Raw genomic sequence first — 14,706 nt, forward strand, 5'->3', positions numbered from 1 at the left:
CCCTATGATCAGTAACGATCGCCTGTTGGTGCAGATTCTATTGCTGGCCCTGCTGGGGGCCGGCCTCTGGGTCATGGCACCGTTCATTTCGGCGCTGCTGTGGGGGGCGATCCTGGCGTTTGCCAGTTGGCCGTTGATGCGCCTGCTGACACGCTGGCTGGGCGGTCGCGAAACACTGGCGGCGGCGTTGTTGACCACCTTGTGGATCTTGCTCGTGGCATTGCCGCTGGTGTGGCTGGGTTTCAATCTGGCGGATCATATTCGTGATGCCACCGTCTTTATCCGTGATGTTCGCGTCGATGGCTTGCCTGAAGCGCCCTCCTGGCTGGGCGCCATTCCGTTTGTCGGTGAGCGCCTGGTCGGCATGTGGAACACCATCGATGAGCAAGGCGCGGCATTGCTGGCCAGCGTCAAACCCTATCTGGGGCAGGTCGGCAACTGGTTGCTGGCCCGCAGTGCGCAGATCGGCAGCGGTGTTCTGGAGTTGATCCTGAGCCTGGTGTTCGTGTTTTTCTTCTACCGAGATGGTCCGCGACTGGCGGCTTTCACCCAACGATTGTTGGAGCGGCTGATTGGGGAGCGTGCCGAGTATTACCTGGAACTGGTCGCGGGCACTGTACAGCGAGTGGTCAATGGCGTGATTGGTACAGCGGCTGCACAGGCCGTGCTGGCCCTGATCGGTTTTTTGATCGCGGGTGTGCCGGGTGCCCTGGTGTTGGGTATCGTGACCTTCCTGCTCAGCCTTATCCCCATGGGGCCACCGTTGGCGTGGATTCCAGCCACGGCCTGGCTGGCTTGGAAAGGCGATTACGGGATGGCGGTGTTCCTGGGCGTTTGGGGTACGTTCATCATCAGCGGCGTCGACAACGTGCTCAAGCCTTACCTGATCAGCCGAGGCGGGGATCTGCCTTTGGTGATTGTGCTGCTGGGGGTGTTTGGCGGATTGCTGGCGTTCGGGTTTATCGGCCTGTTCATCGGGCCGACCTTGTTGGCGGTGGCCTATAGCTTGCTGCTGGACTGGTCGAAAGCCACCGTTCGCGGGTAGGAGCCGGCTTTAGCCGCGAGGCGTCATCCCTGACACACCGTGGTGTCTCTATCGCCAGCAAGCTGTGCTCCTACCGGGTGTCGCAGCCGAGAGTAGGAGCACGGCTTGCCGGCGATGGGCATAGGTATCTACACAATTCTGGGGCAGCGCGGCTCTTGTAGCCGCTGCCGAGGTACGAGGCTGCGATCGGCGGCGAAGCCGTCGTAAATTCAGGCCCTTCGGTGTGCCTGATGGATTACGGTCTCAGGTTTTACGGCCGCTTCGCTGCCGATCGCAGCCTCGTACCTCGTCAGCGGCTACATTCGTAGCAGTAGACGAGTTCAGCGAGGCCAGGTCCGGGGACGTAGTCCTCGCAAAGCCTGTACTCGCGGTGTATCTGAATACTGAAGTGCCAGGTTTTACGACTGCTGCGCAGCCGGACGTGGCCTCGTTCTACTCGTCCACTGCTACGAAATGCAGTACACCAAAAGATGTGTAGATACCTATGCGGCGATGGGCGCACCGCGGAGCATCAGACAATCCGCGGTGCGTTCATCGCGGCTAAAGCCAGCTCCTACCGTTCGAGTAGGAGCCGGCTTTAGCCGCGAGACGTCATGCCTGGCACACCGCGGTGTCTCTATCGCCAGCAAGCTGTGCTCCTACCGGGTGTGCACCACCGAGAGTAGGAGCCGGCTTTAGCCGCGAGGCGTCATGCCTGGCACACCGCGGTGTTTCTATCGCCAGCAAGCTGTGCTCCTACCGGGTGTGCACCACCGAGAGTAGGAGCCGGCTTTAGCCGCGAGGCGTCATGCCTGGCACACCGCGGTGTCTCTATCGCCAGCAAGCTGTGCTCCTACCGGATGTGCACCACCGTACTTTCAGCGCAAGCTGATCAAGGCTTTTTCCAATGCCAGCAGGACAGCGCTGTGACGAGAGTTGACATTGAACTTACGGCGGATATTGCAGAAATGAAAGTTGACGGTCGACTCTGCGCAACCGCAAATCAGCGCTATTTCGGCCGAGGTCTTGCCTCGGGCGCTCCATTGCAAGGCGGCTTGTTCTTTGTCCGTCAGGTGGATCTGCGTCTCGGCGGTTGGCTCACTCATAAAATGCAATGCGCCGTCCAAGGAAAGCCGGTAACTCGATGAGCTAGTGCGCGGCATGTTGAACGCTCCCGTATTTTTGGCACAAAAGGCTCCGTCGGCTTCGCACGGCAAGCAGCCGGATGTGAAGTCGAAAGTGGAGTCCGAAAGAGGTGACAACGGGTCCAGTTATATCCTGCTTGAAGCGGCGCGCCACCTGTCATAAATGACAGGTTAGAGGGACTTGTCGGCATGCTGTTTTACTTTTCAGTTGAGCTTTCAAAAGCTTGAGCGCTTTTATTCAAGCCCAGTTCATTGACGATTTTTTTCGGTGTGCTCGGCGCCCTGTGCCCCCCTTTCTTTACGCATTTTTTATGCGCCTGCTCGAGCCCCCGTCTCGTTCCTTTACGCCCTGTTTGCCGACAATGGTTGCAAGCGGCACATGCCGTATCACGGAGATTTCCCATGAACGTGCTGGATGGGGTATCGCTGCTGTTGGCAGCGGGGCTGTTCGTTTATCTATTGGCGGCGCTGTTGCGCGCGGATCGGAGCTAGAGAGGCCATGCACAGTTATGACTTCTTGTTGATCTTGACCTTTTTCGCGTTGGTGCTGCTGCCTGCACCTGGGCTTGGGCGCTTTTACTACAAAGTGATGGAGGGACAGCGCACCTGGTTGAGCCCGGTGATAGGGCCAATGGAGCGCGGCTGTTATCGAATGGCCGGCGTCAATGAGCACCATGAGCAGAGCTGGCAGCAATACACATTGGCTTTGCTTGCCTTCAATTTGGCGGGCTTTGTGCTGTTGTTCGCGGTGCTGCTGTTGCAGGGCTCTCTACCCCTCAACCCGCAGCATCTGCCCGGGCAAGAGTGGAGCCTGGCGTTCAACACGGCAGTCAGTTTCGTCACTAATACCAACTGGCAAGCCTATAGCGGCGAAGCATCGCTCAGTTACCTGAGCCAAATGGTGGGCCTGACCGTGCAGAATTTTGTCAGCGCCGCCACAGGCCTTGCCGTGCTGGTTGCCCTGTGCCGCGGCATCGCGCGTCGCTCAGCCTCGACCCTGGGTAACTTCTGGGTCGACATGACGCGCGCGACTCTCTATGGGTTGTTGCCATTGAGCGTTGTGCTGGCGCTGCTGCTGGTGTGGCAAGGCGTGCCGCAAACCTTCAGTGACTATGCCCATGCCACCACCTTGCAAGGCGTGGATCAACTCCTACCACTGGGGCCTGCAGCCAGCCAGATTGCCATCAAGCAACTGGGCACCAACGGTGGCGGATTCTTCGGAGTCAACTCAGCCCATCCTTTCGAGAACCCGACGGACCTGAGCAATCTGTTTGAATTGGTATCGATCATTTTGATTCCGGCCGCGTTGGTCTTCACCTTTGGGCATTACGTCAAGGATCTGCGCCAGAGCCGGGCGATCATCGCGTGCATGCTGGTGTTGTTTCTGATCGGCGGGGGCACTTCGTTATGGGCTGAATACCAGCCCAACCCTGCGCTGAACACGGCGACGGTGGAGCAAGCGGCACCGATGGAAGGCAAGGAAAGCCGCTTTGGCACCACCGCATCGGTGCTGTGGTCGGTGACCACCACGGCGGCCTCCAACGGTTCGGTCAACGCCATGCACGACAGTCTCAACCCGCTCAGTGGCATGGTGGCGATGGTCAACATGATGCTCGGTGAAGTGATTTTCGGCGGTGTGGGCGCGGGGCTCTACGGGATGCTGTTGAACGTGCTGATTGCCGTCTTCCTGGCCGGCCTGATGATTGGGCGCACGCCAGAATACCTGGGCAAAAAGCTGCAGGCCCGTGAAGTGCAGCTGTTGGTGGCGACCTTGTTGGTGATGCCGGTGGGCGTGCTGATACTGGGAGCGATTGCGGCTAGCGTGCCGGTTGCTGGCGCGGCGGCCAGCAACCCCGGCGCCCATGGCTTCAGCCAATTGTTGTATGCCTATACCTCGGCCAGCGCCAACAACGGTTCGGCGTTCGCAGGCTTTGGTGCCAACACCACTTTCCACAACCTGATGTTGGGCCTAGGCATGCTGGTCGGCCGCTTCGGCTACATCCTTCCGGTGCTGGCACTGGCCGGCAGCCTGGCGCTCAAGCGTAGCAACGCCAGTGGGTTGGACAGCTTTCCCACCCATGGGCCGCTGTTTGTCACCCTGCTGACCGTCACCATCTTGCTGGTCGGTGGCCTGACCTTTCTGCCGACCCTGGCCCTGGGGCCGATTGCCGAACATTTGAGCCTGGGGTTCTGAGGAGCGAATCATGAATATGCCGATTCCTGTAGTAAAACCGGTGGAGCACACCACGGCCAACCAGGCCACTGGCGTGTCGGCGCTCTGGCGGCCGGCGTTGGTCCAGGCGTTCGTCAAGCTTGACCCACGGCAATTGAAACGTGCCCCGGTCATGTTGGTGGTTGCCCTGACAGCGGTCTTTACCACGCTGTTGTGCCTGGTACCTGATCCGGCTGTGCCCACCGCCGTGGCCGTTCAAATCGCCCTCTGGCTGTGGTTTACCGTGTTGTTCGCCAATTTTGCCGAAGCCTTGGCTGAAGGGCGTGGCAAAGCGCGCGCTGACAGCCTCAAGGCCGGCAGCCAAGGATTGATGGCTCGCCTGCGAGACGCGGATGGCTCGTTTGAACAGGTGGCCGCCAGCCGTCTGCGCAAAGGTGATGTGGTGCGCGTTGAGGCGGGTGAGATGATCCCCGGTGACGGTGAAGTCATCGAGGGCATCGCTGCCGTCAACGAGGCCGCGATCACGGGGGAATCTGCACCGGTGATTCGTGAATCGGGCGGCGATCGCTCGGCGGTCACCGGCAATACCCGGCTGGTCTCGGACTGGCTTGTGGTGCGAATCAGTGCCAACCCCGGTGAATCGACGCTGGACCGCATGATTGCGCTGGTCGAAGGCGCCAAGCGCCAGAAGACCCCTAACGAAATTGCCTTGGACATCTTGCTGATCGGGTTGACCCTGATCTTCCTGGTCGTGGTGGTGACCCTGCAACCCTTCGCCCAATTTGCCGGCGGCAGCCTGCCGCTGGTGTTTCTGGTCGCGCTGCTGGTCACGCTGATACCCACCACCATTGGCGGTCTGCTGTCGGCCATCGGGATTGCCGGCATGGACCGTCTGGTACGCCTGAATGTCATCGCTAAATCCGGCCGAGCGGTGGAAGCGGCGGGGGATGTGCAGGTATTGCTGCTGGACAAGACGGGCACCATAACCTTTGGCAACCGTCGTTGCAGCGCTCTGCACCCAGCCCCTGGGATCAGCGCCGCGCAATTGGCCGAGGCGGCGCTGCTCGCGTCGCTGGCCGATGACACCGCCGAAGGCAAATCCATCGTCGATTATGTGCGCTTGCAGAGCACCGCCCCTGAGCCCTCGGCGCAGGGCCTGATGCCGGTCGCGTTCAGCGCCGAAACCCGGCTGTCGGGCGTGGATACCGGCGCTCGGCGTTATCGTAAGGGGGCGGTCGATTCGGTACTGGCGTTCGTGGGCCTGCAACGCCTGGAAATGCCGGCATCCTTGTCACGGGAAGTCGACAAAATCGCCCAGAGTGGCGGCACACCCTTACTGGTCTGCATTGATCAACGACTGATGGGCGTCATTCACCTCAAGGATGTGGTCAAGCCGGGTATTCGCGAGCGGTTTTCCGAGTTGCGGCTGTTGGGCATTCGCACCGTGATGGTGACCGGTGACAACCCATTGACCGCCGCAGCCATTGCTGCCGAGGCGGGTGTCGACGATGTGCTGGCTGAAGCCACGCCGCAGAAAAAGCTTGAGCGCATTCGCCAGGAGCAGGACGCCGGGCGTCTGGTCGCGATGTGCGGGGACGGTGCCAACGACGCGCCGGCGCTGGCTCAGGCGGATGTCGGCATGGCCATGAACGACGGTACCCAGGCGGCGCGAGAAGCCGCCAACATGGTCGATCTGGACAGTGACCCGACCAAACTGCTGGATGTGGTGCAAGTGGGCAAGGAGTTGCTGGTGACTCGGGGTGCCTTGACGACCTTTTCCATCGCCAACGACGTGGCCAAGTACTTTGCGGTGTTGCCAGCGCTGTTCGCCTCCATTTACCCGCAACTGGGCGTGCTCAATGTCATGGGGCTGGCCAGCCCGCAAAGCGCCATCCTGTCGGCCATCGTCTTCAATGCCCTGATCATTGTCGTGCTGATTCCCTTGGCCTTGCGCGGTGTGCGGGTCAAGGCCGCCAGTGCCGCGCATCTGTTGCGGCGCAACTTGCTGATCTACGGCCTGGGCGGCATCGTCGTGCCCTTCTTGGGTATCAAACTGATCGACCTTGTGCTCAATGCCTTGCACCTGGTCTAGCCCATCTGTGCGCCGCACTGGCACACACTGAATCGAGGATCTGCCGATGTCTGCTTTCTTTCGTCCGGCCCTGAGCCTGTTGCTGTTGATGACAGTGATCACGGGTGTGGGCTATCCGTTGTTGGTGACGGCTGTGGCCCATGTCGCGTTTCCTGATCAGGCCGCTGGTAGCCTGCTGCGCGATGCCGACGGCAAGGTCCGTGGCTCGCGCTTGATCGCCCAGGATTTCCAGGGGGCGCAGTGGTTTCACCCGCGCCCGTCTGCCGGTGACTTTGCGACCGTTTCGAGCAGCGCCAGCAACCTGGCACCGAGCAACCCGGCCCTCGCTGCCCGCATCGAGCAGGCGGCAGCCGCACACTATGTGCCCGGCCAAGGGCCGGTGCCACTGGCCTTGCTGACGACCTCGGGCAGTGGTTTGGACCCGCACTTGCCGCCAGCGGCCATTGATTATCAGATGGCGCGGGTAGCCGACGCCCGACAAGTGCCCGAGACGGTCTTGCGGCCCTTGGTCGAACAGGCCACCCTGTACCCATTGTTTGGGCCGCCGGTGGTCAATGTCCTGGTGCTCAACGATGCCCTGGCCCGCCTGACGGCACCCGCCCTGTAAAGTCGAGAGTCTTGCATGAGTGATTCTGAACGCGCCGATGCCCTGTTGGCGCAGCTTCCCCGAGCGGGCCGCGGCCGTCTGAAGGTGTTTCTGGGCGCCGCGCCCGGCGTGGGCAAAACCTACGCCATGTTGCAGGCTGCCCATGGCCAGCAGCGTCAAGGTGTGCGGGTACTCGCAGGGATCGTGGAAACCCACGGCCGGGCCGAGACCGAAGCGTTGCTGGCAGGCTTGGCGCAGTGTGCGCTGGAGCGCCGTCAATACCGTGGCATGACGCTAGAAGAAATGGACCTGGACTCAGTGCTGGCAGCGGCGCCGCAACTGGCCCTGGTGGATGAGCTGGCCCACAGCAATGTGCCCGGCAGCCGTCATGCCAAACGCTGGCAGGACGTGCAGGAGTTGATCGCTGCCGGCATCGACGTCTACACCACCGTCAACGTCCAGCACCTGGAAAGCCTCAATGATCAGGTGCGAGGCATCACCGGGGTACAAGTGCGCGAAACCCTGCCGGACTGGGTGCTGCAGGAGGCCTTCGAACTGGTTTTGATCGACCTGCCACCGCGCGAGCTGCTCGAGCGTCTGCGTGAGGGCAAGGTGTATGTGCCCGAGCAGGCACGTGCGGCTATCGATGCGTATTTCACTCCGACCAACCTCACCGCACTGCGCGAACTGGCCATGCAAACGGCAGCGGCGCAAGTGGATACCGACCTGGCCCAGGGTTATAGCCGGCTCGGCCAGTCAGCCCCGGCGCTGCGCGGGCGCCTGCTGGTGGGCATTGATGCCGATCGCCAAGCCGAACGGCTGGTGCGCCACGCTAGTCGGGTAGCGCAGCGTCGGCATTTACCCTGGAGCCTGGTGCATGTGGATCACGGCACCGTGCGTGATGAGACCTCGCGCCAGTACCTGCAGGCCGCCCAGCAACTGGCCGAGCGGCTAGGGGGGGAAGTGGTGGTGCTGCGAGCGGGTGAGGTGGCACGCACGCTGATCCAGCATGCTGTCGAGCGCCGTGCCAGCGTGCTGTTGGTGGGCCAGTCTGGTAATCGCTGGCGTCGACGCTGGATAGGGGCCGGCGTGGCAGCCCGGCTATTGCGTGACAGCCATGGGCTGGAAATCAACGTGCTGGACCGCGATCCGGGTTTGGTTTCAGTGCGCACCACCTTGAGTCGGCTATGGCACTGGCCAGACTATCTGTTGGCGCTGCTGGCCACCGCCTGCGCCAGCGCATTGGCCTGGGGAGTTTCCAGTGTGCTGGCGCTGCCCAATATCTCTCTGGTGTTCCTGGCCGCTGTCTTGCTAGTCGCCGTGCGCAGCAGCCTGGGGCCGGCGTTGGTGTGCGCGATGGCCTCTTTTCTGGCCTATGACTTTTTGTTTATCCCGCCGAATTTCTCGTTCAGCATCCAGCGTGAAGAAGATGTCCTGACCTTGGTGTTCTTTCTGTTGATGGCAGCGCTGACCGGCAACCTGGCGGCGCGCCAGCGTCGACAGTTGCAGGCGCTGCGTGAAACCCAGGTGCAGACCCGCGAACTGCTTGACCTGTCGCGCAAACTGACGGCCGCGACTGACCGCCAGGCGGTGCTCAGTGCCGCGATGCAGCACTTGGACGGCTGGCAACACCTGAAGGTGTGCCTGCTCGAGCCAGACAATGATCAGGGCTGGAAAAACGCGGGCGGCACGCCTGCAGTGCTAGGGGATGTCGAACAGTCCGCTGCCCGTTGGGCCTGGCAACATGATCAAGCCTCTGGGCATGGCACCGCGACCCTACCCAGCGGTCGCTGGTGGTGGTGGCCATTGTCGCTGGAGGAGGGGCCGTTGGCCCTGCTCGGCGTTCGAGCCAATGACGGTGAAGACATGAATGCCGAACAGCGGCGTTTGTTGACGGCCCTGGGGCAACCCTTGGCCCAGGCGCTGGCGCGGGCACGCTTGAGCGAAGAGCTGGAAGCGGCGCGGCTGCATGGCGAAACCGAACAATTGCGCAGCGCCTTGCTCGCTTCGGTTTCCCATGACTTGCGCACGCCCTTGACGGCCATGCGTGGCAGCATCGACAGCCTGTTGGCACTGGGTGATGCGATCGGCCCCCAAGACCGCCTGGAACTGCTTGAAGGCACCCGCGATGAGGCCGAACGGTTGGATCGCTACATCCAGAACCTGCTCGATATGACGCGCCTGGGCCATGGCGCGCTCAAGCTTGCGCGCGACTGGGTGGCCCCCGAAGACATTGTCTCCAGCGCGCGCCAGCGCTTGCGGGTATTGCTGGCACCGTTGCAAGTCCAGATGCAAGTGGACTCGCCAATGCCATTGCTGCATGTACATGCTGCGTTGGTCGAACAGGCCCTGGTTAATGTGCTGGAAAACGCCGTGCGTTTTTCTCCGGCGTATGGGCGGCTCGAGTTGAAGGTCCAGGCGGCGGGCGGGTACGTGCGGTTTTCGGTCGGCGATCAGGGGCCTGGCATTGCACTTGAGGATCGGGAAAAGATTTTCGACATGTTCTACACGGCCGCACGCGGTGATCGAGGCGGGCAGGGCACCGGGCTTGGCCTGGCGATCTGCCAGGGTATGATTGGCGCCCACGGCGGCCATATCGAGGTGGCCGAGGGCATTGACGGTGCAGGCACCTGCATCACCCTCTGCCTGCCACTGCCCGCCCAGCCAGCGCCCGAGAGTGAACCCTGAACATGAGCCAGAGTGCGACCATCCTGGTCATCGACGACGAACCGCAGATCCGCAAGTTCCTGCGCATCAGCCTGGTGTCCCAGGGCTATAGAGTCATCGAGGCATCCACTGGCAACGAAGGGCTCGCCCAGGCAGCGCTGGCGCGTCCTGACCTGCTGGTGCTGGACCTGGGCTTGCCGGACATCGACGGTCAGGAGGTGTTGCAACAAGTACGCGAGTGGTCTCAGGCACCGGTATTGGTGTTATCGGTGCGGGCCAGCGAAGCACAGAAGGTGCAGGCGCTGGATAACGGCGCCAATGACTATGTGACCAAGCCGTTCGGCATTCAGGAGTTTCTGGCGCGGGTACGTGCCCTGTTGCGTCAGGCTCCCCAGGGGCAGGCACAACCTTCGGTCCTGAAGCTTGCCGGCTTGAGTATCGACCTGGCATTGCGGCGAGTCGCGCTCGATGGCGTCGACGTGGCCCTGACCCGTAAAGAGTATGCGGTGCTCTCACAACTGGCGTTGTATCCAGGAAGGGTCATCACTCAACAGCAGCTGCTCAAGGATATCTGGGGTCCTACCCATATCCACGATACGCATTATCTGCGAATCGTCATTGGCCACTTGCGCCAGAAACTTCAAGACGATCCGGCAGCCCCTCGCTTTATTCTGACTGAACCTGGGGTGGGCTATCGGTTGAGTGATGCGCTGGCGAATTAAGGGCAGCCCGCATCGGCGGTAACGAGCCCAGTTTGTCCAGGGCCGTGCGCTTTTGTCGGCTGATGGTTTTTTCGCTGCGATTGAGCTTGCGGGCGATTTCCCGGCCAGAGAGCCCCTGGCCTATCAAGCGCATCACCTCTTGTTCCCGAGGTGACAACTCGGCCTGTTGCCATTCCAACAGGCGGCCATCGGTTTCCAGCAGGCCGCAGAAGCTGTCACTGACATAAAACCGCCCGCGCGCCGCGCTGTACAGCGCCTGGGGCAAGGTGTCGAGCGGTGCATGTTTATCGAACAAGCCGCGTACCCCCAGTTTATGCAGCGCGCGCAAAGTGGGTGCGGAGCTCAGCATGGTCATGACCACGATCGCCATGTGTGGGTATTGGCGGCGTAGATAACCGACCATTGCAAGGCCATCAGGTTGTTTGCCATTGGGCATGCAAAAGTCCGTGAGCAGCAGGTCACAGGGTTGGTTGTAGAGGTGCTGATGCAGCTCGTCCGTACTGTGGACCTTGGCGGTCAACTCGAACAGGCACGGAGGCCGAGTAGTGAGCAACTGGCCGACGGCCCATGCGGTGATGGGATGGTCATCGGCGATGACTAAAGTGTGGCGCATGAGCAAAGAACCCACGACAACCCGCGAACGAGCTGTCAGAAATGTAAGACGGCGGGATTCTAGTGTCAGGGTTTGGCCCAAAATGCAGGTATAGCTGCATTGTGGCGTGGGAAAACCAGACGGCAAGTGTAGTCAAACTATGCCTATCTACGCTCATTTTCATAGGTGTCCAGCGTGTCACGGGCAATTTCCCGGCCGAGGGCGATCAGCTCCGGCGCCTTGTAGAATTCGAAAAACCGGCACACCCGCTTAGGTACGTTGATCAACACATCGGGTGGGTAACCCGCGATCTTGTATTGCGCCAGGGAAGTCTGCATCACCTCGAAGCTCTGGTTGATCAAGTCCAGCAGTGACGCAGGCCCCACGTTGTCGATGATTACGGAACCGGTGGCCGAGCTTGGGGCGCCATCGTCTTCAGGCGCCGCAGCCGGTTGCTGGGCACCGGGGCTTGCGGCATCCAGCCAAGGGTTGGCGCCCAGGTTGGCGGCGCTGGAGGCCAGGGTTTCCTGCTCCAGTCGCAACAGGGCTTCGGCGGGTTTGCGTTTGAAAGGCATATGCGAGCCCAGGGAGTTGATCAGGCTGTTGAAGCGCGCCTTGAAGGCCGCGGGGCGCTCGATCACCGGCAATTGGTAGTGCTTCTGGTTGGTGGAGTTGAGGTTGACGGCGATGATCAGGTCGCAGTGGCTGGACACCACCGGAACGATGGGCAAGGGATTGAGAATGCCACCGTCGACCAGCATGCGGTTGCCTTGCATGACCGGGGTAAACAGGCTGGGAATGGCCGCCGAGGCACGCATGGCTTGGTGCAGGCAACCTTCCTGGAACCAGATTTCCTGTTGGTTGGTGAGGTCGGTGGCCACCGCGGTGTAGGGAATACGCAAGTCTTCAATATTCACATCGCCGACAATCTTGCGGATCTGTCCGAAGACCTTCTCGCCGCGCATCGCGCCCAGGCGAAAGCTGACATCCACCAGGCGCAACACATCCAGATAGTCCAGGCTTTCGATCCAGTTGCGGTACTCCTCAAGTTTGCCGGCGGCATAGATGCCGCCGATGACTGCGCCCATGGAGCAACCGGCAATGCAGGCGATGTCGTAGCCGCGTCGTTCGAGCTCTTCGATGACACCAATGTGGGCGTAGCCACGAGCGCCACCAGAGCCTAATACCAATGCGACGCGCTTCTTCATGATAGGGCCCTGGCAGTTTCAAAACTCACTGGACTAACAATGCACCCATTGTGCTATCGGCTTCAATCCCACTTGCGACGCTTCGTTATCCGGCCGCGCTGCGCTACGCTTGTGCGCAGCGAGCCAGGGCACTTTTTGCAGGTATTACCGTCTGACTTTGCATCTATTATCGTTCTTTGAGGTGTTCCCCATGAAAGGCTGGATCTGTTTGCCGTTGATGGCCTTGGTGCTGGCCGGTTGCGCGGGCAAGACTGCTTATCGCGACAGTTGCGGCAGCCAATTGGATGCGGCTTGGCACGAGCTCGATATTGCCAAGGCCGAGGGCTTTGCCGGCACGGTCAGTTATTCGAAGGCTCTGTCACTGCTGACCGGAGCCAAGACCCAGCAGCAATTCGAAGGCTTCGAAGGCTGTACCAAAAAGGCTCAAAAAGCCCGTTTCTATATTCGTGAGTCGCGCGCCGGGCGTTGACCACAGTCAGGCTGGGGGTGTTGCCGATGTCCGCACTGCTCGATCATATCGTTGCCCGAGTGATTCATGCCCAGATTCGCTTGTTGGCTTGCCAGGCGCGCCTGGCAGCGCAGACCGACAGCGAAGCGCTGCATGACTTGCGCACTAGCGTGCGGCGTCTGCGTAGCCTGCTGCGGCCGCTGCGCATATATCCGGGCATAGAGCAGTTGGAGGCTGCGGCCAAGGCCGTGGGCGACCTGACCACGCCGCTGCGGGACAAGGAGGTGCTGGCCGCACAGTTGCTGAAGCTAGGGCAGGAGCAGGCGGCCAGGCGTCGACAGACTGAAATGGCGGGTGTCTTTCCAGCGGTGGCCAACAGCGCTGAACTTCGGCAGTTGTTGAACGTGCTGGACGCATTCCCCAGCTTCCTGCGGGTGGTGCAGCGCCAAGGGCTGCTATGCAAGGTGCGGCCTCATGTGCAAAAGCGCTTGGCCAAACAGGTGAAACAGTTGCTCGAAGCGCTGCAAGACCCGGCCCACGATCGGCATCGCCTGCGCTTGATGGTCAAGCGCGTTCGCTACGCCAGCGAAGCCTACCCGCAACTGGACCGGGCGACCCCTGGCTTGACCCGCCGACTCAAACAGGCTCAAGGCGCCTTGGGCGACTGGCACGATCATTTCCAGTGGTTGCTCCAGGCCCAGACCCAGCCCGACCTGTCCCCCTGTATTGCACACTGGTCAGCCGCCATGCAGAAAGCCGAGCTGCGCGCCGACGGCGTGCTGGAAAAACTGCTGGATGCTTGTCAGGCCGCAAAGTTGGCGTAAACAGGCGCTGTACTGCAGAGGCTGGCTGGTTACTATCACGACACCTGTTCCTATCGTGTCGAGGTTTTCATGCAATTTTCCCAGCTGCTGGCTGCCGTGCGTGCCAACCCGCAAGCGGTCATCATTCCTGGCCAGTGGGGCCAGGGTCGTGCCTGTTTTGGCGGCCTGATGGCGGCGCTGGTGTACGAAGCCATGCGTGCCAAAGTCAGCGCCGAGCGCCCGGTGCGCTCGCTGGCCATTACCTTTGTTGCTCCCGCAGAACCCGAGGTGCCGATCAGCTTCGAGGTAGAGGTGCTGCGCGAAGGCAAGGCCGTGGTGTCATTGTTGGGGCGGGCGGTGCAGAAGGGGGCGGTGGTAACGCTGATCCAGGGCAGCTTTGGCGCATCACGCCCCTCGGTCATTGATATTCCAAGCGAGCCTGCGGCGGACATGAAGTCGTTGCAGGCGTCGGTCGAGTTGCCCTATGTCGAAGGGCTGACCCCTGAGTTCATCCGTTTCCTGGATATGCGTTGGGGCGTGGGCGCGATGCCGTTCACCAACACCCCGTCACGGCAGATGGGCGGGTGGGTGCGACTGCGTGGCGATGTCGTGGAAGAGCCGGCCACCGAAGCCCACTTGCTGGCGTTGGTCGATGCCTGGCCGCCCGCGGTGCTGCCTTACCTGAGCAAGCCTGCGGCGGGCAGTACCCTGACCTGGACCATCGAATTTGTTCAGCCTGTCCCGAAACTCAGCACCCATGACTGGGTGCGGTATTGCGCGGACATCGAACATGCCCGCGATGGCTACGGCCATACCGCGGCCGGGGTCTGGACGGCCGAGGGCCAACTGATTGCCCTGAGCCGGCAAACGGTGACCGTGTTCGCTTAAGGGCGCCGATGGCGTTCCAGGCCAAGGGCGGCGAACAGGCCGATGATGCCTACGGCACATGCCGTGAAATCCGGTCTGAAAAGACCGGACAGGATCAGCAGTGCGGCCAGGATGAACAGCGGTACCGCGATCAGGTGCGGCACCCGATTGGCAGGCCAGGTCGGGAAGTTGGACAAGCGTTTCATGAGCGGCCTCCTGGGGCTGGGTAGGAGCCGGCTTTAGCGATGAACGCACCGCGGTGTGTCGGAAAACCGCGGTGCGTTCATCGCGGCTAAAGCCGGCTCCTACCTCACAAGCGGGTGCCCGCGAATCGGCGCCCCGCATACCCAAAGCATAGTGCTGTCCCACCAGCCCTGCG

At 61.4% G+C, this 14,706-nt stretch carries 13 protein-coding genes and 1 pseudogene; 10 read left to right on the forward strand and 4 right to left on the reverse strand.

Going from position 1 to position 14,706, the window contains the following annotated elements; genetic code table 11:
- Positions 1-4: 4 nt before the first annotated feature.
- Positions 5-1,045 carry an AI-2E family transporter gene (locus AC3IX4_RS08735; RefSeq protein WP_489260156.1) on the forward strand — a complete coding sequence of 347 codons (1,041 nt, stop codon included), beginning with the start codon at positions 5-7 and terminating at the stop codon, positions 1,043-1,045.
- 857 nt (positions 1,046-1,902) lie between these two features.
- Here AC3IX4_RS08735 and AC3IX4_RS08740 read toward each other — a convergent pair.
- Positions 1,903-2,130, reverse strand: coding sequence for a response regulator transcription factor (locus AC3IX4_RS08740; RefSeq protein ID WP_489260157.1), 228 nt, complete (start codon positions 2,128-2,130; stop codon positions 1,903-1,905).
- Between the two features lie 441 nt (positions 2,131-2,571).
- On the opposite strand from AC3IX4_RS08740, the gene kdpF reads away from it, so the two are divergent.
- Genes kdpF through AC3IX4_RS08770 form a run of 6 tightly spaced genes read left to right on the forward strand, consistent with a single transcriptional unit; the run spans position 2,572 to position 10,409 of the window.
- On the forward strand, positions 2,572-2,661 hold the full coding sequence (gene kdpF / locus AC3IX4_RS08745) for a K(+)-transporting ATPase subunit F (protein WP_489260158.1): 90 nt from the start codon (positions 2,572-2,574) through the stop codon (positions 2,659-2,661).
- 7 nt (positions 2,662-2,668) lie between these two features.
- Complete coding sequence (gene kdpA, locus AC3IX4_RS08750; protein ID WP_489260159.1) at positions 2,669-4,363, forward strand: potassium-transporting ATPase subunit KdpA; 1,695 nt, start codon at positions 2,669-2,671, stop codon at positions 4,361-4,363.
- 16 nt (positions 4,364-4,379) lie between these two features.
- Positions 4,380-6,434: a potassium-transporting ATPase subunit KdpB gene (kdpB, locus tag AC3IX4_RS08755; RefSeq protein ID WP_489261253.1), complete on the forward strand. Its 2,055-nt coding sequence runs from the start codon at positions 4,380-4,382 to the stop codon at positions 6,432-6,434.
- A gap of 46 nt (positions 6,435-6,480) precedes the next feature.
- Positions 6,481-7,041: a potassium-transporting ATPase subunit KdpC gene (gene kdpC / locus AC3IX4_RS08760; RefSeq protein WP_489260160.1), complete on the forward strand. Its 561-nt coding sequence runs from the start codon at positions 6,481-6,483 to the stop codon at positions 7,039-7,041.
- Positions 7,042-7,056: 15 nt separating this feature from the next.
- Positions 7,057-9,708, forward strand: a complete 2,652-nt coding sequence (locus AC3IX4_RS08765; protein WP_489260161.1) for a DUF4118 domain-containing protein — start codon at positions 7,057-7,059, stop codon at positions 9,706-9,708.
- A 2-nt stretch (positions 9,709-9,710) separates the two neighbouring features.
- A complete protein-coding gene (locus AC3IX4_RS08770; protein ID WP_489260162.1) occupies positions 9,711-10,409 on the forward strand; it encodes a response regulator in 699 nt (232 codons plus the stop codon).
- Here the strand turns inward: AC3IX4_RS08770 and AC3IX4_RS08775 are convergent.
- Together AC3IX4_RS08775 and AC3IX4_RS08780 are read right to left on the reverse strand one after the other, a co-directional pair.
- On the reverse strand, positions 10,354-11,022 hold the full coding sequence (locus AC3IX4_RS08775) for a response regulator (protein WP_489260163.1): 669 nt from the start codon (positions 11,020-11,022) through the stop codon (positions 10,354-10,356). The genes AC3IX4_RS08770 and AC3IX4_RS08775 overlap by 56 nt on opposite strands.
- 143 nt (positions 11,023-11,165) lie before the next feature.
- Positions 11,166-12,209, reverse strand: coding sequence for a patatin-like phospholipase family protein (locus AC3IX4_RS08780; RefSeq protein ID WP_489260164.1), 1,044 nt, complete (start codon positions 12,207-12,209; stop codon positions 11,166-11,168).
- Between the two features lie 190 nt (positions 12,210-12,399).
- Here AC3IX4_RS08780 and AC3IX4_RS08785 point away from each other — a divergent pair, with 190 nt between their 5' ends.
- From AC3IX4_RS08785 to AC3IX4_RS08795, 3 genes are all read left to right on the forward strand, one after another.
- Positions 12,400-12,678, forward strand: coding sequence for a hypothetical protein (locus tag AC3IX4_RS08785; RefSeq protein ID WP_489260165.1), 279 nt, complete (start codon positions 12,400-12,402; stop codon positions 12,676-12,678).
- Positions 12,679-12,704: 26 nt separating this feature from the next.
- A complete protein-coding gene (locus tag AC3IX4_RS08790; protein WP_489260166.1) occupies positions 12,705-13,481 on the forward strand; it encodes a CHAD domain-containing protein in 777 nt (258 codons plus the stop codon).
- A 69-nt stretch (positions 13,482-13,550) separates the two neighbouring features.
- A complete protein-coding gene (locus AC3IX4_RS08795) occupies positions 13,551-14,348 on the forward strand; it encodes an acyl-CoA thioesterase (protein ID WP_489260167.1) in 798 nt (265 codons plus the stop codon).
- Between the two features lie 11 nt (positions 14,349-14,359).
- On the opposite strand, the pseudogene AC3IX4_RS08800 reads toward AC3IX4_RS08795, so the two are convergent.
- Positions 14,360-14,533: pseudogene (locus AC3IX4_RS08800) on the reverse strand (terminase); the annotation flags it as partial.
- Between the last annotated feature and the right edge of the window lie 173 nt (positions 14,534-14,706).

The sequence above is a fragment of the Pseudomonas sp. KH_021 genome, assembly GCF_057838865.1.

Coding starts and splice junctions, on each gene's coding strand:
- AC3IX4_RS08735 (WP_489260156.1), top strand. CDS start 5: ATGATCAGTAACGATCGCCTGTTGGTGCAGATTCTATTGCTGGCCCTG.
- AC3IX4_RS08740 (WP_489260157.1), bottom strand. CDS start 2,130: ATGAGTGAGCCAACCGCCGAGACGCAGATCCACCTGACGGACAAAGAA.
- kdpF (WP_489260158.1), top strand. CDS start 2,572: ATGAACGTGCTGGATGGGGTATCGCTGCTGTTGGCAGCGGGGCTGTTC.
- kdpA (WP_489260159.1), top strand. CDS start 2,669: ATGCACAGTTATGACTTCTTGTTGATCTTGACCTTTTTCGCGTTGGTG.
- kdpB (WP_489261253.1), top strand. CDS start 4,380: ATGCCGATTCCTGTAGTAAAACCGGTGGAGCACACCACGGCCAACCAG.
- kdpC (WP_489260160.1), top strand. CDS start 6,481: ATGTCTGCTTTCTTTCGTCCGGCCCTGAGCCTGTTGCTGTTGATGACA.
- AC3IX4_RS08765 (WP_489260161.1), top strand. CDS start 7,057: ATGAGTGATTCTGAACGCGCCGATGCCCTGTTGGCGCAGCTTCCCCGA.
- AC3IX4_RS08770 (WP_489260162.1), top strand. CDS start 9,711: ATGAGCCAGAGTGCGACCATCCTGGTCATCGACGACGAACCGCAGATC.
- AC3IX4_RS08775 (WP_489260163.1), bottom strand. CDS start 11,022: ATGCGCCACACTTTAGTCATCGCCGATGACCATCCCATCACCGCATGG.
- AC3IX4_RS08780 (WP_489260164.1), bottom strand. CDS start 12,209: ATGAAGAAGCGCGTCGCATTGGTATTAGGCTCTGGTGGCGCTCGTGGC.
- AC3IX4_RS08785 (WP_489260165.1), top strand. CDS start 12,400: ATGAAAGGCTGGATCTGTTTGCCGTTGATGGCCTTGGTGCTGGCCGGT.
- AC3IX4_RS08790 (WP_489260166.1), top strand. CDS start 12,705: ATGTCCGCACTGCTCGATCATATCGTTGCCCGAGTGATTCATGCCCAG.
- AC3IX4_RS08795 (WP_489260167.1), top strand. CDS start 13,551: ATGCAATTTTCCCAGCTGCTGGCTGCCGTGCGTGCCAACCCGCAAGCG.